The 21,425-nt window shown below is 60.4% G+C and carries 21 protein-coding genes; 6 read left to right on the top strand and 15 right to left on the bottom strand.

Translation table 11 applies throughout. The features are described from left to right. Nucleotides 1–123 precede the first annotated feature (123 nt). The 3 genes from ACA066_RS03265 (at nt 124) to ACA066_RS03255 (ending at nt 4,602) form a co-directional block, all read left to right on the top strand. Nucleotides 124–1,476, top strand: a complete 1,353-nt coding sequence (locus ACA066_RS03265; RefSeq protein WP_497698107.1) for a 3-oxoacyl-ACP reductase — start codon at nt 124–126, stop codon at nt 1,474–1,476. A gap of 2 nt (nt 1,477–1,478) precedes the next feature. Continuing rightward, the gene (locus ACA066_RS03260; RefSeq protein ID WP_497698106.1) at nt 1,479–2,333 is read left to right on the top strand and encodes a MaoC family dehydratase; all 855 of its coding nucleotides are present in this window, start codon (nt 1,479–1,481) and stop codon (nt 2,331–2,333) included. 280 nt (nt 2,334–2,613) lie between these two features. Beyond that, complete coding sequence (locus ACA066_RS03255; RefSeq protein WP_497698105.1) at nt 2,614–4,602, top strand: PAS domain-containing sensor histidine kinase; 1,989 nt, start codon at nt 2,614–2,616, stop codon at nt 4,600–4,602. 138 nt (nt 4,603–4,740) lie between these two features. Here the strand turns inward: ACA066_RS03255 and ACA066_RS03250 are convergent, their stop codons facing one another. Genes ACA066_RS03250 through ACA066_RS03235 form a run of 4 tightly spaced genes read right to left on the bottom strand, consistent with a single transcriptional unit; the run spans nt 4,741 to nt 7,031 of the window. Beyond that, nucleotides 4,741–5,298 carry a DUF4136 domain-containing protein gene (locus ACA066_RS03250; protein WP_497698104.1) on the bottom strand — a complete coding sequence of 186 codons (558 nt, stop codon included), beginning with the start codon at nt 5,296–5,298 and terminating at the stop codon, nt 4,741–4,743. Between the two features lie 54 nt (nt 5,299–5,352). Continuing rightward, entirely contained in the window at nt 5,353–5,967 is a 615-nt protein-coding gene (locus ACA066_RS03245) for a DUF4136 domain-containing protein (RefSeq protein ID WP_497698103.1), read from the bottom strand. 12 nt (nt 5,968–5,979) lie between these two features. Continuing rightward, nucleotides 5,980–6,729 carry a methyltransferase domain-containing protein gene (locus ACA066_RS03240; RefSeq protein ID WP_497698102.1) on the bottom strand — a complete coding sequence of 250 codons (750 nt, stop codon included), beginning with the start codon at nt 6,727–6,729 and terminating at the stop codon, nt 5,980–5,982. Further along, a complete protein-coding gene (locus tag ACA066_RS03235) occupies nt 6,729–7,031 on the bottom strand; it encodes a MazG-like family protein (RefSeq protein WP_017336358.1) in 303 nt (100 codons plus the stop codon). The genes ACA066_RS03240 and ACA066_RS03235 overlap by 1 nt, the downstream gene beginning before the upstream one ends. A gap of 271 nt (nt 7,032–7,302) precedes the next feature. On the opposite strand from ACA066_RS03235, the gene ACA066_RS03230 reads away from it, so the two are divergent. Together ACA066_RS03230 and ACA066_RS03225 are read left to right on the top strand one after the other, a co-directional pair. Continuing rightward, nucleotides 7,303–7,596, top strand: a complete 294-nt coding sequence (locus ACA066_RS03230; RefSeq protein WP_497698101.1) for a hypothetical protein — start codon at nt 7,303–7,305, stop codon at nt 7,594–7,596. A 135-nt stretch (nt 7,597–7,731) separates the two neighbouring features. Continuing rightward, on the top strand, nt 7,732–9,081 hold the full coding sequence (locus ACA066_RS03225; protein WP_497698100.1) for an MATE family efflux transporter: 1,350 nt from the start codon (nt 7,732–7,734) through the stop codon (nt 9,079–9,081). Here the strand turns inward: ACA066_RS03225 and ACA066_RS03220 are convergent. From ACA066_RS03220 to ACA066_RS03170, 11 genes are all read right to left on the bottom strand, one after another. Further along, a complete protein-coding gene (locus ACA066_RS03220) occupies nt 9,075–9,860 on the bottom strand; it encodes a DUF4123 domain-containing protein (RefSeq protein WP_497698099.1) in 786 nt (261 codons plus the stop codon). The two genes, ACA066_RS03225 and ACA066_RS03220, sit on opposite strands and share 7 nt — an antisense overlap. Next, nucleotides 9,857–11,173, bottom strand: coding sequence for a type VI secretion system Vgr family protein (locus ACA066_RS03215; RefSeq protein WP_497698098.1), 1,317 nt, complete (start codon nt 11,171–11,173; stop codon nt 9,857–9,859). The genes ACA066_RS03220 and ACA066_RS03215 overlap by 4 nt, the downstream gene beginning before the upstream one ends. 233 nt (nt 11,174–11,406) lie before the next feature. Then, the gene (gene speA, locus ACA066_RS03210) at nt 11,407–13,320 is read right to left on the bottom strand and encodes an arginine decarboxylase (protein WP_497698097.1); all 1,914 of its coding nucleotides are present in this window, start codon (nt 13,318–13,320) and stop codon (nt 11,407–11,409) included. Between the two features lie 218 nt (nt 13,321–13,538). Continuing rightward, nucleotides 13,539–13,910 carry a translation initiation factor Sui1 gene (locus tag ACA066_RS03205; protein WP_007947660.1) on the bottom strand — a complete coding sequence of 124 codons (372 nt, stop codon included), beginning with the start codon at nt 13,908–13,910 and terminating at the stop codon, nt 13,539–13,541. A gap of 275 nt (nt 13,911–14,185) precedes the next feature. Continuing rightward, nucleotides 14,186–14,743 carry an NUDIX hydrolase gene (locus ACA066_RS03200; RefSeq protein ID WP_497698096.1) on the bottom strand — a complete coding sequence of 186 codons (558 nt, stop codon included), beginning with the start codon at nt 14,741–14,743 and terminating at the stop codon, nt 14,186–14,188. Between the two features lie 3 nt (nt 14,744–14,746). Further along, nucleotides 14,747–15,814 (bottom strand): DUF2333 family protein, encoded by a 1,068-nt coding sequence (locus ACA066_RS03195; protein ID WP_497698095.1) that lies wholly within the window; start codon nt 15,812–15,814, stop codon nt 14,747–14,749. A 152-nt stretch (nt 15,815–15,966) separates the two neighbouring features. Then, a complete protein-coding gene (locus ACA066_RS03190; RefSeq protein WP_497698094.1) occupies nt 15,967–16,443 on the bottom strand; it encodes a hypothetical protein in 477 nt (158 codons plus the stop codon). Further along, nucleotides 16,440–16,946, bottom strand: coding sequence for an Hcp family type VI secretion system effector (locus tag ACA066_RS03185; protein WP_497698093.1), 507 nt, complete (start codon nt 16,944–16,946; stop codon nt 16,440–16,442). Before ACA066_RS03185 ends, ACA066_RS03190 begins: the two co-directional genes overlap by 4 nt. A 15-nt stretch (nt 16,947–16,961) precedes the next feature. Then, entirely contained in the window at nt 16,962–17,423 is a 462-nt protein-coding gene (locus tag ACA066_RS03180; protein ID WP_497698092.1) for a hypothetical protein, read from the bottom strand. Nucleotides 17,424–17,553: 130 nt separating this feature from the next. Continuing rightward, nucleotides 17,554–18,237 (bottom strand): hypothetical protein, encoded by a 684-nt coding sequence (locus ACA066_RS03175; protein WP_497698091.1) that lies wholly within the window; start codon nt 18,235–18,237, stop codon nt 17,554–17,556. Beyond that, nucleotides 18,234–19,385: a DUF2515 family protein gene (locus ACA066_RS03170; RefSeq protein ID WP_497698090.1), complete on the bottom strand. Its 1,152-nt coding sequence runs from the start codon at nt 19,383–19,385 to the stop codon at nt 18,234–18,236. Before ACA066_RS03170 ends, ACA066_RS03175 begins: the two co-directional genes overlap by 4 nt. 324 nt (nt 19,386–19,709) lie before the next feature. On the opposite strand from ACA066_RS03170, the gene gcbA reads away from it, so the two are divergent. After that, nucleotides 19,710–21,380 carry a diguanylate cyclase GcbA gene (gene gcbA / locus ACA066_RS03165; RefSeq protein ID WP_497698089.1) on the top strand — a complete coding sequence of 557 codons (1,671 nt, stop codon included), beginning with the start codon at nt 19,710–19,712 and terminating at the stop codon, nt 21,378–21,380. Nucleotides 21,381–21,425 lie beyond the last annotated feature (45 nt).

Here is a 21,425-nt window from a genome sequence, read left to right as displayed (position 1 = left end):
TTGCCACAAAAATCCGGTGATCAACCATCTGCAATGTCCAAGCGTAGGCCTTATCTCGTGAATCGAACGACTGATTGCCATTCGTGGTCCACACTTTGAACCCCAGCTGCTGGAGCGCGTTCCATGTCTGACCGCTATATCGACTTCGCCAATTCATCCATCGGCCATCGTCTGGTCGGGGCCCTGGGTCTGCCGTCGCCGGTGCGACTGGAGCGCTGGCAAGCAGGCCGGTTGCGCCCGGTCGAAGGCGCGCTGCTGATCGGCGGTGGGCCGCTGGCGGAAAAAGTCAGCGCCTTCGCCAATCGCCTGACCGATGCGATCTACAGCTACGGCAGCGAACCTTCGATCGCCACGGCATGGATTCCCGGCCACGGCCCCAAACTCAAAGCCGTGGTGTTCGACGCCAGCGACCTGGTGCAAACCGATCAGCTCAAACAACTGCGCGAATTCTTCCAGCCGCTGATAAAAAACCTCGATCACTGCGCGCACCTGGTGATTCTCGGGCGCGCGCCGCAGACCTTGAGCGACCCGTTCGCCGCCAGCGCTCAACGCGCCATCGAAGGCTTCAGTCGTTCGCTGGCCAAGGAGCTGCGCAGCGGCGGCACCTTGCAATTGATCCATGTCGGCGAGGGCGCCGAGGATCAACTGGAAGGTCCGTTGCGGTTTTTTCTTTCGCCAAAAAGTGCATTCGTGTCCGGGCAAGTGATCCGCTTGAACGCCTGTGACACGCCGGTGACGGACTGGACACGCCCGCTGGCGGGTCTCAAGGCGCTGGTCACCGGCGCGGCGCGCGGCATCGGTGCATCGATCGCCGAAACCCTGGCCCGGGACGGTGCCGAGGTGATTCTGCTCGATGTGCCACCGGCCAAAACCGATCTTGAAGCCCTTGCCGCACGTCTTGGCGGGCGCAGCATTACCCTGGATATTTGCGCGGAAGACGCCGCCACGCAGTTGGTCGAACAGCTGCCTGACGGGATTGACATCGTGGTGCACAACGCCGGCATCACGCGGGATAAAACCCTGGCCAACATGACCCCGGAATTCTGGGACGCGGTGCTCGCGGTCAATCTCAATGCCCCGCAAGTGCTGACCAAGGCGCTGCTCGACAGCGACATCTTGCAGGATAACGGCCGGGTGATTTTGTTGGCGTCCATCAGCGGCATCGCCGGCAATCGCGGGCAAACCAATTACGCAGCGAGCAAGGCCGGACTGATCGGCCTCGCCCAGGCTTGGGCCCCCCTGCTCAATGAGCGCGGCATCAGCATCAACGCGGTAGCGCCGGGGTTCATCGAGACGCAAATGACTGCGCACCTTCCGTTTGGCTTGCGTGAAGCGGGCCGGCGCATGAGTTCGCTGGGCCAGGGCGGCTTGCCGCAGGACGTCGCCGAAGCAGTGGCCTGGCTGGCACAACCGGGCACCGGCGCGTTCACCGGGCAAGCGCTGCGGGTCTGTGGACAAAGTGTTTTGGGGGCTTAGTGATGATCACCGATTGGCACACACTCAACCGCGAACCGAGCCTGCCAGGGTTGTATGTGCAGGCCGCGACACGCCGCAAGATCACCGGCACCACACTGCCCGATTCGGGTTTGCGCTGCTGGGTCGAGGTCGATCCAAAACGCCTGGCAGCCTACCGCGATGTCTGCGGGTTTGCCGACAACGGTTTGTTGCCGCCGACTTATCCACACATCCTGGCGTTTGCGTTGCAGATGCAATTGCTCACCGCCAAGGATTTTCCGTTTCCGCTGCTGGGGCTGATTCATCTGAGCAACCGCATTCGCGTCTTCAGGCCCATGGGCGGCGTGAATCGCGTGCGGGTCAGCGTGCAGGTGCAGAACCTGCAGCCCCACGCCAAGGGTGCGACATTCGATCTGGTGACGACGCTCGACGATCAGTTGGGGGCCTTGTGGGAAGCTGAAAGCCGGATGCTCTGTCGCGGCGTCAAGCTCGAAGGCGAGCCGGTCGAGGACGTACTGACCTCGACGTTGCCGCTGACCGAAGTCACCCGTTGGAAAGCGCCGGCGGACATTGGCCGGCAATACGCCAAAGTGTCCGGCGATTACAACCCGATCCACCTCAGTGCCGCGAGCGCCAAACTGTTCGGCTTCCCGACCGCCATTGCCCATGGGTTGTGGAACAAGGCGCGGACACTCGCGGCGCTAAGCGATCATTTACCAACCGCCAACGTCGAGATTGCCGTGCAGTTTCGCAAGCCGGTGCGGTTGCCCGGTGAGGTGACGTTGCTCGCCAGTGCGGCAGGTTCCAGTGGAGATTTTCAGCTGGTGGGTGCCGGAGATCTTGAACATATGGTCGGGCATTGGCGGCCGGTTGCCTGATCACTCGGCAGAAGTTCGAGTCAGGTGGTGCCGGTCCGAGTCAGCCAGTTCTGTAGGACAAAACTCTGCATCCGGTAAAAAACGCCCGTTTTGGCTGAATGATTCTATGCTGACATTACATAGTGATAGTCAGGGTAGACGCACTCATGAAGACAAACCTCCCCCGCAAGCGAAACAGTGCCGTGGCCACCACGGAGCGGAGCCGGCAACTGGCCTGGATTCCCGTCACACTGAATTTCAATGTCGCCACCGACGCCACCGCCCGTTCGAGCGTGAAATTTTGAGTTCCGGGGACAAGCTGTTCGGGCGCCTGCTCAACCGCCATCCGCCACCGCCACCGGAAATCCCCAGCGCCCGGAGCATGACAGGTGTCGGTTTGCAGATGCGCCTGGACGCCGAAGGCCGGGTGATTCATTTGGCCGGCCCACTGCGCCATGGCCTGGCCCAACAGCACCCTGCCGCGCAGGCGCCGCTTCTACACGATTTCCTGATGCCGCACAGCAGCCTCGCCATCACAGGCACGCCGGCCGACTGGCAAGGACAAAGTCTGGACCTGGACTTCTACAGCCTCAGCGGGCAACCCCTGCACCTGCGCGGCTGGGTGCAGCCATTGGCCGATGCCTGGCTGTTGCAGTTGCTGGACATCGGCGATTTGTTGCACGAACGCCGGCAAGCGCGCAGCCGCGAACACTGCCAGTTGCTCGCGACACAGATCGGTGACCAGTTGCGCCTGTGCAGCCTGACGCGCCTGCCCGAAGTACTGTTGGAGCAACTGCAACATCTGGCGCAGCATTTTCAGATTCCGTGTCTGGCCGTAGCGTTGCTGGATGAACAGGAAGACGGCTGGCAGATCCACCAACATTACTCAGCCTTCGATGCCCCCCGACTGTGGCAAAACGGTCAGCGCCTGGGCACCGGGCTCGACAGTTTGAACGGCTCCGCCCCTCAGCATTTGACCCACGGCGAGCACCCGCGCCTGCACAGCCTCTTCGGTAGTACCGATGGGTTTGCGGTGCCCTATCACGATGCGCAAGGCGTGGTCGCGTGGTTGCTCTGTGGTTTTTACCCGGTGCAGCAACGTGCACCCGACGTCGCTGAACGTGATTGGCTGCAGCTCGCCGCCGCGCTCGCCGGGCCGTTGCTGGAGCGCTTGCGCGAACATCAGCACCATCTGCAACTCGATCGACTGGAATCGTTGCAGGCCCTGCTCGGCACCGGTTGGCTGGAAATTTTCAGCGACAGTGCCGAGGTGCAGTTGGCGTCGTCGCTGGCCAGCACCCTGAACCTGACCGGTACGCGCATGCCTCTGCACGACTGGCTTGAGCACATCCACCCCGCCGACCGCGAAGCGCTGCGCAGTCGCCTGCAAGACTTGCAGGATGACGGCACGCCTTTATTGCTCTGCGTGCGCCTGCATCACCCCGAGACGCCGACCTGGTATCGCCTGCAAGGCCAAGCCATGGGCGTCGGCAAAGACCGGAGGTTGGTGGGTTTCATGCTCGACATCAGCGACATTAAAAATCAGCAACAGGACGCCGCAGCGGCCCAGAGCGCGAAAATGGCCACCCTCGGCGAAATGGCCACGGGCCTGGCCCATGAAATCACCCAGCGGCTGAACGTGATGCACATGGCCATCGTCAGTGTGCTCAAGCGCTTGAACAATGGTGATGTGCAGGTCGACTACCTGACCGACACACTCAACCGCATCGATGCCCAGGTCCAGCGTGCGGCGCGGGTGGTAGATCATATGCGGGTGTTCGGCCGCCGCTCGGAGGTCGAGCAGCATCCGTTCAATCCGTTTGACGCCATCGAGGGCACCCTGTCGCTGCTGGCCGAAGGCTTGCAGGGCAAAGGCGTCGAGCTCAGGGTCAGCGAAAGCAGTTTCGAGATTCAGGTGCGTGGTCATGTCGATCAGCTGGAGCAGGTGCTGATCAACTTGATGGTCAACGCCCGGGACGCACTGCTGAGCAAGCGCGAAGCGGATCGGGATTTCAAGCCGTGGATCTCGGTGTACGCCGAGCGTGACGAGCATTCGGTGCGGCTGTGGGTCGAGGACAACGGTGGCGGTATCAATCCGCGGTTGCTGGAGCGGATTTTTGAGCCGTTTTTCACCACCAAACCGGTGGGCGTGGGCACCGGGCTGGGGTTGTCGGTGAGCCATGGCATCGTCGAGAACATGGGTGGAACACTGCGCGCGAGCAACTCAGCCGAGGGCGCTCGGTTCTGTATCGAGTTGCCGATTGTCGTGGACGCTCAGATCATCCGATAGGCTTAAATCCGCCAACCCAGACAACAAGAAACCCTGTAGGAGCCGAGCTTGCTCGCGATGACGGTCTATCAGTTACATCTCCATTGGAGGTGCTGACGTCATCGCGAGCAAGCTCGGCTCCTACAGGGTCAACTGTGTTTATCTGGGTGGGTAGTTGGCGAGGATTCGGCCGACCGTTTCGCGTATCGCCGTGCTGCGATCCGACGGGTTCGGCGAGCGGCTGAGGATTTGCTCGTCACTGCCGCGCCACACCAGTTTGCCGTCCTTGCCGTCGAGCAGGTCGATCTGAATGATCGCCACTTTGTAGCTGATGTTGCGGGTTTCGTTGTACATCGGCCCGCCCCAGTAGCCATTCCACGGGTTACCCCAACCGCCGCCGTAGTTGGTGGTCACTTGTTGCTGACGGTCTTCAACGATCAGGTAGGTTTGCACGCTCACATCGCCCTTTTTGCCCGCAGCGGCCGGGCGCAGGCCTCGCTGATCCATCTGATCGGCCACCGATTGGCGGATGCGCTGTTCGGTCAGGTCGCTCTTGATCCGTGGGTCATCGGGGCGATATTGCAGGGCGGGGTCTTTCCAGCTCCAGCTGCGATAGGCGGCGAAGTCGCGGCTGGCGTCGAAGTCATGATTGACCTGGTTGGCGGCGCAGGCTGTCAGGAGCGCGGCCACTGCCAGTAAAGCGAGACGGCGGAACATGATGATTCTCCGGCTGAAGACATGAACCTGCGGAACGCTTCGTGATTGCAGAAGCTAACTGGGAGGATACGCCGACATGGCCTTTTCCACAGCCTCCCGAATCGCATCGGCGCGCGCACTCTGGGTGCCTTTGTTGCTGGTTTCGGCGCTGGAACTCCAGACGGGTTGACCGGTTTGAGCATCGAACATGTCCACCCGCACCACGACCACCTGTTCCGAATACGTCCGAACGATCGGCACCGTGTTGTACACGCCATAACCGCTGCCGTAACGGTTGTACCCGCCATAACCGCCGCCGTAATAACCATAGTCGTCCTGAACCTGACGCAAACGGGTTTCCAGATGCAGGTTGGCGCTGACGAACAGATCCGCCGGGCGATTGTCATGCAGCGGCCGCAAACCGCGCTGATCGAGGGCATTGCTCACGGCCTCGGCGACTTGCGCCGAATCCGCCCAGGCCGACCCCGCAGGCAAGCGCCCGTTGAGCCAGGCCCAGCTGCGGTAGCGACCGTAGTCACGCGGCGCAGCCGGGTAGGCGCTGCGATCGAAGGTGTTGGCCGCCTCGGGCGGCGCCGGCGGCAAGGGTTTGGAACTTGCCACGTACGGATTGGTGCCCTGGCAGGCCGCCAACCCCAGACAGATCACCAGTAACCCCGAACGACTTTTCATTTCGCGCTCCGATCAGATCGGCCGACAGATCCAGTGCAAGTAGCGCCCAAGCCCGGCAAAGCTTGGGTGACGCCGGTGGGCCAGCTCCATTTCCAGCAAGTCCACCAGTTCGGCGCGGGCCTGGAACTCCACCGGCATGTAGTCGTGAAAAACCCGCACCCCGCTCTGGGTTTCGAGCTGCCACAGGCCTTCAAGTTGCGCCGCCAATTCGCGCGGATCAAGGGGCTGTTGCGGGGTCAGGCTCTGCTTTTCACCGGCCATGTCGTTCTTGCGCATTTTGCGGAAGTGGCCCTTGAGCAGGTTGCGGTAGATCAGCGCATCGCGGTTGTAGAAGGCCAGGGACAACCAGCCATCCGGCTTGGTCAATTGATGCAGTACCGGCAGGATCGCATGGGGTTCGGCCAGCCATTCCAGCACCGCATGGCACAGCACCAGATCGTAGGGTTCGGTGAGCTGGCCGAGCAGGTCCTGCCACGGGGCCTGAATGAAAGTGGCCGTCTGGCCGGCATCGGCGAAACGTTGGCGGGCGCCTTCGAGCATCGGCTCTGCGGGTTCGGCCAGCGTCACGTCATGACCGCGCTGGGCCAGCCACAACGACATGTGGCCCAGGCCGGCGCCGATGTCGAGCACACGCAGCGGGCGGTCCGGCAGGGTTTCGGCGAGGTCGGCCTGCAGCACCGCCAGGCGGATCGCGCCTTTGGCGCCGCCGTAGATCTTTTCGGCGAAACGGGTCGCCAGTTGATCGAAATGACGATCGCTCATCAGCTGAACCTCCGTTCACTGTCCGCGAGTTTGCTGCGCACCACTTCATTCATGTCCAGCCCCAACTCGCTGCACAGCAGCAGTAGATAGAGCACGATGTCGCCGACTTCCTGCCCGGCATGGGCCAGTTTGTCCGCCGGCAACTGGCGTGACTGGTCTTCGCTCAGCCACTGGAAGATTTCCACCAGTTCGGACATTTCCACGCTCGCGGCCATGGCCAGGTTTTTCGGGCTGTGAAATTGCCGCCAGTCATTGCGGTCACGGATGGCGTGCAGGCGTTCGGTCAGTTCAACAAGGTTCATCGGGCTCTCCTGAAGGCGTATAGCTTCGGGGGGATGGCCGGGGATGGCAAGGGGCGTTAGCACCTGTAGGAGCTGAGCTTGCTCGCGATGGCGGTGTAAATGGCAACATTTATGTTGGATGTACCACCGCTTTCGCGAGCAAGCTCTGCTCCTACAAGGTTCATCAGCGGAACAGAATCTTGCGTCATACTCAAACGATCCCCGTATCGGGGAACTCGCCACCGCGTTCAATGGCCCAAGGCTCAACCACTTACATCAGGACGTTAACGACATGCAGGTAGAAAGTTTTTTCGAATGGCTCGGCCAGGCACTCGGTTCGGTCATCCGCTTTATCGTTGACGCCCTCAGCGGCCTGTTCAATCTGTTGAGCCATGCCGGCAGCAATTTTGTCGAAGGATTGTCCCGTGCGCTGGGCATGGACACGTCGATCATCAGCATCATCGCGTTGATCCTGGGGCTGATGCTGTTGTGGTCGGCGATCCGGGCGTTCATGAATGCGTCGATCCTCATGGGGATCATCTGGTTGCTGCTGGGGTTGTGGTTGTTGAGCTGGATTATTCACTAACACCGCCTACCCCTTGTGGGAGCAACTGTCTTCACCCTGCCATTCGTCACCGCATTCGCGAGCAAGCCCGCTCCCACAATGAATCGCTGTGGATTCCAATGTCTCGCTACAATGCCGGCTCTCCAAGGAGCCTGCATGTCCAACCTGATTGCCGACTGGCGCGACCGCCCGACCCATCGCCGGGTCTGGGCGCTCGCCGCGCCCATGATCCTCTCGAACATTTCCGTGCCGCTGGTGGCGCTGGTCGACAGCACGGTCATCGGCCACTTGCCTCACGCCCATCAACTGGGCGCCGTCGCGGTCGGGGCCAGCCTGTATACCTTTCTCGCCTGGGCCATGGGCTTTCTGCGCATGGGTTCCACCGGTTTTGCCGCGCAGGCCGCCGGACGCGGGGATGGCGCGGCGTTGCGGCAGATTCTGTTGCAGGGTCTGTTGCTGGCCATGGGGCTGGCCATTGCATTGGGCGCGCTGGGCATCCCGTTGAGCGGAGTCGCGTTGCACTTCATGCAACCCTCGGCAGAGCTGGACCAACTGACCCGCGAATTCTTTCACACGCGGTTGTTCGGCCTGCCGGCCGCGCTGGCCAGCTATGCGCTGGTCGGCTGGTTCCTCGGCACTCAAAACGCCCGGGCGCCACTGGCGATTCTGCTGAGCACCAATCTGGTCAACATTGCGCTGAACCTGTGGTTTGTCCTCGGTCTGGAATGGGGCGTGGTCGGCGCAGCCCGGGCCTCGGTGATCGCCGAATGGACCGGCGCACTGATCGGCCTGCTGATGACCCGCAAAGCCTTGTGCGCCTACCCCGGCCACATCGCCTGGGCCGCACTGGCGCTGTGGCAGAGTTGGCGACCGTTGTTGGCGGTCAACCGCGACATCTTCATCCGCAGCCTGTTGCTGCAATCGGTGTTTTTCCTGATCACCGTACAAGGTGCACGTCTGGGTGACGCCACCGTCGCGGCCAACGCCTTGTTGCTCAACGGGCTGCTACTGACCGCCCATGCGCTCGATGGCCTGGCCCACGCGGTGGAAGCGTTGTGCGGGCATGCGATTGGCGCTCGCGACCGTGATGCCCTGCGCCGCTCACTGGTCGTTGCCTGTGGCTGGTCGTTGTTGGCGAGTCTGGGGTTTGCCGTGCTGTTTCTGTTCGCCGGGCACTTGTTCATCGAGATGCAGACCGACATTCAAAGCGTGCGCGACACGGCGTTCATCTACCTGCCCTACCTCGCCGCCCTGCCATTGATCGCGGTCTGGAGCTACTTGCTCGACGGGCTGTTCATCGGCGCCACCCGCGCCCGTGAAATGCGCAACGGCATGCTATTGACCGTGATTCTGCTGCTGCCGTTTGGCTGGGCGTTGCAAGGTCTGGGCAACCACGGACTGTGGATAACCTTCCTGTTGTTCATGGTGCTGCGCAGTGCGACCCTCGGCGCAATCGCCTGGGCGCTGCGCAACAACGATGGCTGGTTCGCGGGCCGGGCTCATTGACGCTGATTGTTCTGCCAGCGTTTGCGCAGGCTATCGAGACGCTCCTGCTGCGTGAGCCCCGACAACGGCTGCACCAGCGAAGCCCGGGGGTTCTGCAAGCGTAGCCATAACCAGCCATCGAGTACCGGCCGTTCGCTGAAGCCCAGCATCAGCCCTTCCTGCACATGAGCCCACAAGCGGTGGTAATCGGTTCCGGTGGACTGGCTCCAGTGCCAGGCATGCTGCTCCAGCAGGCAGGTCTGCAGCTTTTCCCGCTGACGAGCGCTGAGGCTTTCTTCGACCGCCAACGGGCTGACGACGAGCTCCGGATTGAGCAACTGCTGCCAACCCTGGCTGCCGATTGCGCGGTCGGCCCAGGTCCCGCCGAACCAATGCAACTGACTGATGGGCCCCAGCCAGCGACTCAGTTCCAGGGCATCGCAGGCATCGAAAAAGTAACTGGCGGTGTTGGGGTTGTAATAACTCAACAAGGCCCGGTGATGCAGCCCGATGGTGACGGTGAGCATGCGCCGCAAATGCTCCAGCAACAGCGACGAAGACGCCTCGCTGACCACCAGCAAACCACGCCAGACCTGTGTTTGGCTGTAGCACGATTCCGCCAGCGCCGGGCAGGTCCGAAGGTCGATCAGGATCGGTCCGTCCTTGCGCAACGCATGCCATTCCGTGTCCTCGAACAACCAGAACCATCGGGCCTGCGCGAATGCCTGTTGCAGCAAGGCCCTCGTCTGAGGCGCACTCGGTGCATCCAGTAACAGCCATTGCGGGGTCGCGCCGATCATGCCGCACCGCTCTGGCCAAACCCCGTCACCGCCCGACAGGTGCACAGCGCCTGCGCGCAATGGCTGAAACTGCCACCGCCGGGCAACAGACACAACAGCACCAAAGGCTCGCCCGAGCGCAGGAGTTCCAGCAACCCTTCCTCGGGCGAGCTGTTTTCTGTGGGGCCGGCAACCTCGACCTCTTCGACCGTCGACGGCGCGGGCAGAAACCCGCAAATCAACGGCTGATCCGGATCGCCCTCGATGAAGCTCACCACCACCTCGGTGCCCTCGCTCAGTGGCGAGACGCTCGGATCTTCCAGCTCAGCGGCCAACGGTAGCCAACAATGGCTGGGGGTCGCGCCTTCCCCCTGATAGAGCCAGTCGAACTGCACGGCCACCGGTCGGGAGGGATCCGGCCGAGGTTCATCGACATCGACCACCCAGGCTCGTTGCAGGCTGTGCATCCGCGGTTTCACAGCGCTTGGGGCCGGGACGAAGGAGGCCTCCCCATGAATCGCACGGATCTGATTGCTGTAGGGAGCCAGTGGGTCCTGGCTGCCCTGATGTTCGACATGGGTCAGCAGCCACAGATGATTCCAGTCGGCGACCGGGTGGCCGGACAACGGCATCAACTGACCACTGCGCAACGTTGGCAAGTCTGTACGACCTTCGGCACTTGGCGCGGCACGCTGACCCGCCTGAAGCTGAAACTGCCGCACCGCCGGTTGCTCGCCATCGACCTGGAACTGCGCGCTCGCAGCGAGATGGAAATGGCCGCGACCATCACCAAACACCACGCAGTGCCCGCGCGCATGGTGCTCGAAGTGGTAATGCAGGCATTCCTGGGCGCACAGGCGCTGGAGAAACTGCAAATCCGACTCCCGATACTGCGTGCAGAAATCACGGGGCGGGTAATCGCCACTCAGTTCGAAGCGTCGATCCTTGCCCGTGATGCCATGTTCCTTGAGCACCTGGCTGAGAATCTCGGGCACCGAGACGTCGTTGAAAATGCGTCGACTGAAACGCTGGGAAAGGCAAGCCAGCCTGGGCCCCAGACGCACATGGCAAAGCCTGACCGTCGGACCATGGTCACGCTGGACGAGTTCATGCAACAGACCATGCAACGTGCTGCCCTCGGGCCCGAAATGTAAAACGGCCGGGCGGTACAGCAAGCTCGCAAGGTCGAGCGTCGGGTCATCGATCAGCAGGTCCACGTCGAACACAAAGGGCTCGCTGATCGCTTCTCTACCGGTAAAGGCCAGGACTTCGAAAGGGTCGGGCAGACCGGCTACGTCCAGACGAAATGAAGGCTCGTTGACTGGATCGAACATCGGCGATTCTCTACAGGAGGGGCGGCCGGGGATTCTCGCCGAGAGCCATGGCTGAGTAGAGTGCCGAAGTACAACTTAGGAAATGGCCTACGCGAAAAGAAGACCATATGGCTTTGATAGCCGGGAGTGTGGGCAATTTCGCGGGAAAATAGAGAACCGCCGCACCAGGTCATCTGAAATTTCCGCAGCGTACGGAACATTTTCAGACAACCTGATGAGAACGGCGACTTACCTCAAGAAGACAGGTAAGACGAACGGGTCAGGCCCAGACGCAAAGCGTCGAGGAACTGGGTACGTTCGGCGGCGGTGATGCGCGCACTGGCGCACTTGTCGCGGTAGTGAGTCATCAGCTCTTCTGGCGACAAATGCACGTAACGCAGCATGTCTTCGATGGTGTCGTGGGTTTCGATACCCGCGTGGTACACACTGCCGTCGGCATTCTGGTAGATGTTCACCGAGTCGGTGTCACCGAACAGGTTGTGCATGTCGCCAAGAATTTCCTGATAGGCACCGACCAGGAAGATGCCCAGCAAGTAGTCTTCACCTTCGTTCAGTGCGTGCACCGGCAGGCTGGTTTCGATGCTCTGCTCGTCGACGTATTGCTTGATCTTGCCGTCGGAGTCGCAGGTCAGATCCTGCAATACGGCGCGACGCAGCGGTTCTTCGTCGAGACGGTGCAACGGCAGGATCGGCAGGACCTGGCCGATGGCCCAGGTGTCCGGCAGGCTCTGGAACACCGAGAAGTTGCAGATGTACTTGTCGGCCAGCTTGTCGTTGAGTTCGTCGAGCACCTGACGGTGGGAACGCTGACGCGCTTTCAACGAGTTGTGCAGGCGACGGCACACGGCGAAGTAGCATTGCTCGGCCAGGGCTTTTTCAGCCAGGGTCAGCTTGCCATCGGCGTACTGGGTGGCCACGTCGCTCATGTAGTGCGTGGCGCGCCAGTAGGTTTCAGTGACCATTTCGATGTCGGTCGGGCCGAGCAGGTCAACCAGCCACTGCACGGTTTCCGGCAGCGCTTCCTTGTTTTCGATCTGCGGCACGTCGTCGTTGTGTTTCTCGACGTCGGTGACCTGCACCACCAGCATGGCGTGGTGAGCGGTCAGGGAACGACCGCTTTCGGAGAAGATGTTCGGGTGCGGCAGGCTCTGCGCGTCGCAGAATTCCTTGAGCATCCCGACCACGACACCGGCGTAATCGTCCATGTCGTAGTTGATCGAGCTGGCGTTACGCGAGTGCGTGCCGTCGTAGTCGACGCCCAGACCACCACCGACGTCGATGTGATCCACCGGCAGACCGAGGTTGCGCAGTTCGCCGTAGTAACGAATCGCTTCCTTGAAGCCGTGCTGGTAGTCCGCCAGGTTGGCGATCTGCGAACCCATGTGGAAGTGCAGCAGGCGAATGCCCTGGTCCAGACCCGCCGCGCGGAAACGCTCGACCACCGACAGCAGTTGCGCCGCCGACAGACCGAACTTGGATTTCTCGCCGCCGGTGTCCGCCCATTTGCTCGAGGCCAGGGACGACAGACGTACGCGCAGGCCGACCTGCGGCTTGACCTTCAGCGAGGCGGCTTCTTCGATCACCAGGCCGACTTCGGACTCTTTCTCGATCACGATGAACACGTTGTGCCCAAGCTTCTGGCCCATCAGCGCCAGTCGAATGAACTCGCGGTCCTTGTAACCGTTGCAGACGATGGTGCCGCCCTTCGGCGCCAGTGCCAGCACGGCCAGCAGTTCAGGCTTGGAGCCGGCTTCCAGACCGATCGACACATTCTGGGTGGCGATGATGTTTTCGATCACCGCTTCTTGCTGGTTGACCTTGATCGGGTACAGCGCGGTGTACTTGCTCTGGTATTCCAGGCGCTCGATGTTGGCGTCGAACGCGCCGGTCAGCTGACGCACGCGGTCTTGCAGAATGTCCGGGAAACGTACCAGCAACGGCAAGGACAGGCCGCTCTTGCGCAGCTGGTCGACTTGTTCGAACAGGTCGATAGGCGAACTGGCCGGACCGTTTGGACGAACCTCGACGCGACCGGCGTCATTGATCGCGAAATACCCGGCCCCCCAATGGCGAATCCCGTAAACACTGCGGCTGTCCGCAACTGTCCATTGGCTGCCATCGTCTTTGCGTGTGCGTCGTACGGACATTGAAGTCCCCTATAAAGAAGTCATAGAGCGTCGCCTGGGTTCAGGCCGGCGCAGTCTAAAGGATGAAAATGACGGTTCGTCAACGAGGGGATAGACCTCGCTGACCGCAGTGAGTTTAGAAACCGGTCAGAACAGGCTCTGTGAAAACCATGTAGGCGACGGCGGACCCGTGTTGAATCAGGCCCGGATCAAGCCGGGGGTGGTTTTCACAGAGGCTGCTAGCCGCCGGACTTCTTCGCCTTGAAACCGAGTTTGATCAGCTCGCCCAACAGCAGCTCGACATGATCGCCCTGGATTTCAATGATTCCGTCTTTCAACGCTCCACCGGTGCCACAGCGTTTCTTCAACGTGGTGGCCAGGTCCTTGAGCGCGTCTTCGGCCAACGGCACGCCGGTGATGGTGGTCACCGTCTTGCCGCCACGGCCCTTGCTTTCGCGACGCACGCGAGCGATGCCGTCGCCGGCCGGGATAACGGTCTGTTTGCAGATGCAGGCGTCCACCGGTTTACTGCATTCCGGGCAATGACGACCTGCGTCGGTGGAAAATACCAGGCCACCAAGGGCGGCGAAGGATGCGGCTTTTTTGGCCACCGGCAATCCTCTTGGGAGGACAAAGACTGGTCGCGGCACTTGGGCAAGTGCCATCGACCGCGAAGCCCCACTCAGGCAGGGGCAGCGCTACTGAAACGGTACAACATTCATTTCACTGCAGGAGCGAGCTTGCTCGCGATGGACGTCAACGATAACGCGCGGCGTCAGGCAGCACGCGTCGTCCATGCGTTCTTCGCGAGCAAGCTTCGCTCCTACAAAAGGTCGCGCAGTGTAACGGCAAAAACGCCGATTGCTAAGAGCCAATCGGCGCCAATTTATGCCTCTTTTGCGACGTCTTCCCCACGAGCCCGTAGATAGCGCTTCAAGGCGGCCAAAGAGTCCGGGCAATAAGGCTTTTGCTGGATTTCCAGCATCACCTGATCGATGGGAATAAAGCGCGCTTCGAGCACTTCCTCCGGTTGCAGGATCAACGGGCCGTCCCACACCGCCGAAAACGCCGAACACCAGAGGCGATTACCGGTGTCTTCGAAGAAAAAATGGTCATGGGCGGTCAGTTCCACGCCGCTCACGCCCAGTTCCTCTTCCAGCTCACGGGCGGCCGATTCGGCGTAGGTTTCGGTCGCCAGCACCATGCCCCCCGCCGCCACGTCCCAGTAACCGGGATAAATCGCCTTGCTCAATGTGCGCCGATGCACGCAGAGTTCACCGGCGGAATTGAACAGCATGATGTACGTACCGCGGCCGATCAGCCCGCGCTCGCGCAGGTCGGAGCGGACCAGTGCGCCGAGCAGGTTGTCCTGCTCGTCGACCCAGGCGATCTGTTCGGCATCCGAGGCCGCGCGGTGAGCGGCCTCTTTGGCGCTATCGACCATGACTCAGCCCTGATTGAGCAGTTGACGGAGATCAATCACCGCCGCGTTGGCGCGGGAGATGTAGTTGGCCATGACCAGCGAGTGGTTGGCCAGCACGCCGAAGCCGCTGCCGTTGAGGATCATCGGGCTCCAGACCGGCTCTTGAGAGGCTTCCAGCTCACGAATGATCTGGCGCACGCTGACCGTCGCGTTCTTCTTCGCCAGCACATCGGCGAAGTCGACCTCGATGGCGCGCAGCAGGTGGGACAGCGCCCAGGCCTGACCGCGAGCCTCGTAGAAGACGTTGTCGATTTGCATCCACGGGGTTTCGACGATTTCTTCGTCCACCTGTGGCACTTGACCCGGTGCGACCACTTCGGTTTTCAGCGCGGTGTTCAGTTTGACCCGGCCAACGCTGGCCGACAGGCGTTGCGACAGCGACCCCAAACGGGTGCCCACATCGCCCAGCCAATTGTTCAGGTTGTCGGCGCGGGCATAAAACAGTGCATTTTTCTGCAAGGGGTCGGACAGGCGCGCCTGGTAGCGGCTCAGGGAATTGATGCCTTCCAGATACTCGGACTCACTGGACGGCAGCACCCAGCTTTTGTTGTCGAAATTGAAACGCGGCTCGGCCTTGGCCAGATCGGAGTCTTCGGCCGATTGCGATTGCGAACGGGCGAAGTCTTTGCGCAACGCACGCGTCAGGTCGCGAACCTGGACCAGCACGCCGTATTCCCAGCTCGGCGTGTTATCCATCCACAGGCCCGGCGGGAAACGATCGTTGGAAATGTAGCCGCCCGGTTTGGTCAGCAAGGTGTCGGCAACGGTCTTGAGGGTTTCCACCGTGGTGTAGCCGATGACCATCTGTTTGCCTTCTTTCTCGGCCGCCAATTGAGCATTCTGCTGAACCGGGAACAGCGCCGGTTCCTGGCTCCAGTACCAGCCAAGCGCAATGGCCACAATCAGGTAGAGGCCGATCAACGTGGCCAGCGCCCGGCTGAACAACAGGCCGCCGATGTAGCTGCGGGTGGCCGATTTCGGTTCAGCGGCACGTTCAGGCGCGCTGCCCGCGCGGTTCTTCCAGTCCAGCATGGCGATATCCTTTCAATCACTTGAGTTCATCGATTCGACCACAACCATACAACAACGTGCCTTTGCCCGGCACCCGTCGTCGGGTTATCCGGATAAATTTGCGTCAAGTAGCTGTGACAACCGTGCGCCCATGAACTCAAGCGCCGCCTGGGTTAAACGCCGATGATCGCCATCGATATCTGCTGCGCCCCGGGCGATACAAACAGATGCGCAATGCCCGCGCCGTCGGTGCTGCGCGGCGCAGTGCCCCCATCCACCGTCGCGATGTAGTGACGCTGCGGCAGCGGCTCACCGGTTACGCTGTCTACGAGGCGAAAGATTCTTGGTGACCTCGAAGGCTGGACGGGCGGGTTTTGCATCAACTCCATCACCCTTGAATCAAAGGTGCGATCGGGCATTTTCCAGTCAGCGTAGTCGGCTTCAGGCCTGACCAATCGCCATTCTCCCCGCTCGATCTGGTCAAGCACCTCGCTGTCGATATCGATCAGCAGCCCCATACGCAACTCGTTCATTCCATCGATCGGCTGCCGATCCAGCAGCGCCTGGCGCACAAGCTCCAGCGCTTGCTCACTGGAACAGGCATGCTGGCGTTCCCATTCTGACAGGTGAATGTCATTGACCAACCTCATCCCTGCACCTCGGTGTTCCACTCATCGGCCCCCATGGTTCGGCTGATTTCATGCCGCCAGTAAATCCGGCGATAACTGAAGTGGACCTTCTCCAGTTGAGTGACGTGGGCAGTGCCGGGATCCTGGCAATGAGGCATGAGCACTTCCGCGCCGATGATTACCGCGTCTTCCAGTTCCATCGTATAGAAGTGTTCCTGGACTCCCTGAGCCGAGGTGCGATACCACTCGACGCGGCATACCTTCAGCAATTCTCCAGAACATAAAGCGTTGTTGATCAGCGGTGTCGCTTTGTCGATGGACTTGGTGATGATCAAGGGCTTGTGCATCCGACGACCTGCACCCGACCCTTTCGGTACGAAAATGCCGTGGCTCAGGGCCTGGATCATGATCTGGTCCTCACGTCCCTTTTGATAGGTGTTACCCACCGACGCCTCGGTGAAGGCACCTTCGCTGATCAGGCCTTGTAGTTCGCCGCGGAGGGTCATGAAGGCGGGAGTTGGCATGATGGGGCTCCTTTTTTATTTGGGCTGTGGGGCGGGGAAGTGACTGGGCTCGTCGTACATGTCTTCGATTTCGTCGAAGGGCACCCAGGGTTTGGCGAGCGCAAGGGTGATGAGGTAGCGCTCTTCGGTGGGGTTTCGGTAATCCTCGAAGCGCCCCAATATCAACATGACCTGATACTTATCGCTTGCCTGCCAAAAGGATCGCCCGGAAAGAATTCCTTTACTCAAGTAGGCCCGCCACTCAGGGGTATCGGCGATCGTGGGGATACCGGACCAGATATGTCCGCGTACCTCCGGACTAAAGGGGGCTGAAGACTTTCTGTGTAGATCTTCATATGTGCCCCCCATTTCCAGGACGATTTCGGGTTCATCCCAGAGAGGTTGCGTCAACTGCTGAATGGCGGCCCACGTCAGGACAGCCAGGACAAGAAGATAGGCGCCGCAGCGCCAGCCGAACAAATGTGGTCGCATACTCAAAACCTGCTACCAGTCGATGCGATCTCGTTGATCGACTGCTCAAGCAAATTGCAGTTTGTGTCGTTAAGCACCTGATTACAGCGTGCCGTTGCCCGAAACTCGGAAGCAACTTGCATAAAAGCGCTCCTTTTTATTTGGGTTGTGGGGCGGGGAAGTGACTGGGCTCGTCGTACATGTCTTCGATTTCGTCGAAGGGCCTCCAGGCTTTACCGAGGTCCAAGGTGATGAGGTAGCGTTCCTCGTTTGGATTTCGATAATCCTCGAAGCGCGCCAGTACCAGCATCACCTGGTACTTATCGGCGGCTTGCCAGTAGGATCGCCCGGCCAGAATTCCTTTCTTCAAGTAGGCCCGCCATTCAGGGGTATCGGCGATCGTGGGATTGTTTCGAAGGCCCTTCGCGGCCCAGCCTTTTTCGCGCCATTGGTCTTGCAGATCGAGAACCACCTTGAGGGCGTCATCGATCAGCAGCGGCTCGATCTGTGGTGACATGCGGATGCCGAAAATGACATTGTCGTCAAAATTGACAGTGAAAAAGCGCGCCGCAGGCGTGGTGAATCCGAACTGCGAATCGACGAATCGCAATCTTGCATCGGTCATGGGAATGCCGAACCAGATGTGCCCGCGTATCTCCGGACTAAAAGGGGCTGAGGAGTTCCTGCGCAGATTCTCATACGTCCCCCCCATTTCCAGGACGATTTCGGGCTCATCCCAGAGAGGTTGCGTCAGGCTGTGTATGACGGCCCATATCAAGACGGCTAGAAGTAGAAGGTAGGCGCCGCAGCGCCAGCCGAACAACCACGGTCGCAGATTCATAGCCTGCTACCGCTCAATGCGATTTCGTTGATCGACTGTTCTAATGCATTACGGTTGTGGTCACCGAGCATCTGATCAAAGCGTGTCGCTGCTTGGAGCACGAATTCCATTCGCTGCTTGATGTCGGACAAGTCCGCCAACGGGTTGTCGCCAAAATCGATGGTGCGCCCGTCCTCGACACGTTGGCATTGGCTGGTAAGGGTCAACTCAATCGCCTGGGCAACGCCTGAAGGAAACCCTGTAACGTAGGAAGCGTGGTTGGCACGCAGCAAAGCCACCAATTGGCGGTCCAGGTAAATTGTCGGCTGGAGGATATTTTTCTGCTCATGCAACGCCAAATGCTCAACGCTACCGGCAATGTTTCCGTCCTCTATCGCCTCAAAACCCAGAAAAATCTCGGTGTAATCCAGCCCGAATTCCAGCTTCTCCTTCCCCGCTGGCCACAGCACCGGAAACTTCGGATGCCCAAATATTCCCGCCCGTGCTCCCAAACACTTTTTCAACTCTCTGAACCCACGCTTCGCATAAAACTCATGCAACGGAAAAACATCCAGAAACAGTGTGGTATTCCCCAGCGCCATCATGTCGTGCACATGCCGGAACTGCTGTTGCACCAGCGACAACTCCTCCCCCGCAGAACGAAAATCCACAGAGGGCAAAGGATTGCGCGCATCCGCGCCTCTATAATCACGCAGCTCATCCGCCTGCTCGGACATCTTGTCTGGCGTCAGCAGCCCGAACTCGCTGCGGCTATCGCGCACACGTTGACGCGCCTCGTACTCCTTGCGAATGAGGTCGATACTGTCAGCCGCATGCAGCAATCCGCAGCCGACCTGCTTGGAGGCAAACGCCGCCAGCCCGGCCCACTGAAACCTTGAATCGTGCAGCCACAGGCGAGCGTAGGCAGCGTTGATCACGCGGTTGCGCTCTACCGGGTCGGCAATCAGTACACCACCGGGTGCAACAATCTCTTCCGCCTCGCGCTGGTAGTGTCGCCATAGGCAGGCGCACGTAAGAATCGGCACTTCGGTAATGAGCGTCTTGCTGCCGTAAAGCAGCTCCTCTTTGCATTCACAGTCAGCAACTGGCGTGCTGTTGTGGTTCAGGCGCTGCTCGTCGCAGGGTTGATCTTTGAAACACTGGGTCATGATCGGGAAATGGCGTCTAGGGGTATCCCTGAACCCTATCAGCCGAAAACCCTCTCCTAATCCAGTAGGCGAAAAATCAGAATTCCCTGATAAGGGATGCTCGCCGGGGTTACAGAACTTTCATACAAATACGCCGGAAAAGCCTGAAACACCCAATCCACTGATGCTTTAAAACTTCTCGCAAGCACATTCAGACCACCCAGTCAGAAACTGAATGACGCCGCTTTGCAGATTATTGACGTACGACACTCATACAATCGAAAAGAGGTGCTAGCATAGAGCCACCAGTCGATCTCAGCATGCACCCTAACTAGTAGTCAGGATATGACCGAGCCAGAAGACCCCAGCCGTGAGCGCCTCAAGCACCACTTTGCCCAGCGGGTAATTCATCAGGCACGTCAAATTCTTGAGATCTGGCAGCGCCTGCAACGCAGTGAGTGGTCCACCACCGATTTATCGGAACTGAGCGAGGCCAACCTGCGCCTGCTGCGTTTCGCCGAGCGTTTCGAACAACCGGAACACATCCAGCTGGCGCGCCACATCGGCCAATCGCTGGAAGCCGTCGATGCCAATCGCGGACGCCTGAGCAGCGGCCTGATCACTGATCTCAATCGCCTGATGCAGCGCTTGTCGCGCACCGGCCTGCGGCATGGCGATCAACTCGAACAAACCTTCCTGCCGCCGCTGCGCAAGCCGATCTACGTGATGCTGCAGGATCACGACCGTGCCGAGCGCCTGGCCAAGCAACTGGAGTTTTTCGGACTCAGCGCTCAATCCCTCGACAGCGTGGCGGCCTTTCGCTCGTCGATGGTCGAACGCTTGCCCGCCGCAATCGTCATGGACGTGGACTTCAGCGGTCCCGGTATCGGCCTGAAACTGGCCGCCGAAGCCCAGATCGGTCTGGATGAACCGTTGCCGCTGCTGTTTTTCAGCCTGCTCGAAACCGACACTCCGACCCGCCTCGCGGCGGTGCGTGCCGGCGGCCAGGAATTTCTCACCGGTACCCTCGAAGCCTCGAGTCTGCTGGAGAAAATCGAAGTCCTGACCTGCGTCGCCCAGTATGAACCCTATAAAGTGCTGATTATCGACGACTCCCGTGCCCAGGCCTTGCACACCGAGCGCCTGCTCAACAGTGCAGGGATCGTCACGCGGACTCTGATCGAGCCGATCCAGGCCATGGCCGAACTGGCGGACTTCCAGCCCGACCTGATCATCCTCGACATGTACATGCCGACCTGCACCGGCACTGAACTGGCCAAGGTGATTCGTCACAACGACCGCTACGTCAGCGTGCCGATCATTTACCTGTCCGCTGAAGACGATCTGGACAAGCAGCTCGACGCCATGAGCGAGGGCGGCGACGACTTCCTGACCAAACCGATCAAGCCGCGCCACCTGATCACCACTGTGCGCAACCGCGCGGCGCGTGCACGCAATCTCAAAGCGCGGATGGTCCGCGACAGCCTCACCGGGCTGTACAACCACACGCACATTCTGCAGTTGCTCGAAGACTGCTCGTTTCGCGCCCGCCGCGAGAGCAAGCCATTGAGCTTCGCGATGCTCGACATCGACCATTTCAAACGGGTCAACGACAGTCACGGCCACCCGATGGGCGACCGCGTGATCAAGAGCCTGGCGCTGTTTCTCAAGCAACGCCTGCGCAAGACTGACTTCATCGGCCGTTACGGCGGCGAAGAGTTCGCCATCGTCATGCCGGACACCGATATCGAAGCGGCCTACAACGTCCTCGATGAAATCCGTCAGCGCTTTGCGGAAATTCATTACCCCGCTCAGCCGCAGGATCTCTGGTGCACCTTCAGCGCCGGAGTGGTCGAATTGTGCGAAGACTCCGACGGCCTGATGATGGCCAGCCAGGCGGACGAGGCGCTGTACCGTGCCAAGCACGCCGGGCGCAACCGCGTACAGGCGGCGCGGGCATCACAGCAAAGTGCCACCTTTTCATCGGAATCAACCCAGCCAGTCATAACCCTGTAACAGAAACGCAATAACTTCAGGCACTTACCATTCTGCCGCTGGTTG

Source organism: Pseudomonas sp. LBUM1651, assembly GCF_059716135.1.
Note: the sequence above shows the minus strand (reverse complement) of the source record. Positions and strands in the feature narration are given on the sequence as shown.

Excerpts from the sequence above, each read along its gene's own strand:
- ACA066_RS03265 (WP_497698107.1), top strand. The coding sequence starts at position 124 with ATGTCTGACCGCTATATCGACTTCGCCAATTCATCCATCGGCCATCGT.
- ACA066_RS03260 (WP_497698106.1), top strand. The coding sequence starts at position 1,479 with ATGATCACCGATTGGCACACACTCAACCGCGAACCGAGCCTGCCAGGG.
- ACA066_RS03250 (WP_497698104.1), bottom strand. The coding sequence starts at position 5,298 with ATGTTCCGCCGTCTCGCTTTACTGGCAGTGGCCGCGCTCCTGACAGCC.
- ACA066_RS03245 (WP_497698103.1), bottom strand. The coding sequence starts at position 5,967 with ATGAAAAGTCGTTCGGGGTTACTGGTGATCTGTCTGGGGTTGGCGGCC.
- ACA066_RS03240 (WP_497698102.1), bottom strand. The coding sequence starts at position 6,729 with ATGAGCGATCGTCATTTCGATCAACTGGCGACCCGTTTCGCCGAAAAG.
- ACA066_RS03235 (WP_017336358.1), bottom strand. The coding sequence starts at position 7,031 with ATGAACCTTGTTGAACTGACCGAACGCCTGCACGCCATCCGTGACCGC.
- ACA066_RS03230 (WP_497698101.1), top strand. The coding sequence starts at position 7,303 with ATGCAGGTAGAAAGTTTTTTCGAATGGCTCGGCCAGGCACTCGGTTCG.
- ACA066_RS03225 (WP_497698100.1), top strand. The coding sequence starts at position 7,732 with ATGTCCAACCTGATTGCCGACTGGCGCGACCGCCCGACCCATCGCCGG.
- ACA066_RS03220 (WP_497698099.1), bottom strand. The coding sequence starts at position 9,860 with ATGATCGGCGCGACCCCGCAATGGCTGTTACTGGATGCACCGAGTGCG.
- ACA066_RS03215 (WP_497698098.1), bottom strand. The coding sequence starts at position 11,173 with ATGTTCGATCCAGTCAACGAGCCTTCATTTCGTCTGGACGTAGCCGGT.
- speA (WP_497698097.1), bottom strand. The coding sequence starts at position 13,320 with ATGTCCGTACGACGCACACGCAAAGACGATGGCAGCCAATGGACAGTT.
- ACA066_RS03200 (WP_497698096.1), bottom strand. The coding sequence starts at position 14,743 with ATGGTCGATAGCGCCAAAGAGGCCGCTCACCGCGCGGCCTCGGATGCC.
- ACA066_RS03195 (WP_497698095.1), bottom strand. The coding sequence starts at position 15,814 with ATGCTGGACTGGAAGAACCGCGCGGGCAGCGCGCCTGAACGTGCCGCT.
- ACA066_RS03190 (WP_497698094.1), bottom strand. The coding sequence starts at position 16,443 with ATGAGGTTGGTCAATGACATTCACCTGTCAGAATGGGAACGCCAGCAT.
- ACA066_RS03185 (WP_497698093.1), bottom strand. The coding sequence starts at position 16,946 with ATGCCAACTCCCGCCTTCATGACCCTCCGCGGCGAACTACAAGGCCTG.
- ACA066_RS03175 (WP_497698091.1), bottom strand. The coding sequence starts at position 18,237 with ATGAATCTGCGACCGTGGTTGTTCGGCTGGCGCTGCGGCGCCTACCTT.
- ACA066_RS03170 (WP_497698090.1), bottom strand. The coding sequence starts at position 19,385 with ATGACCCAGTGTTTCAAAGATCAACCCTGCGACGAGCAGCGCCTGAAC.
- gcbA (WP_497698089.1), top strand. The coding sequence starts at position 19,710 with ATGACCGAGCCAGAAGACCCCAGCCGTGAGCGCCTCAAGCACCACTTT.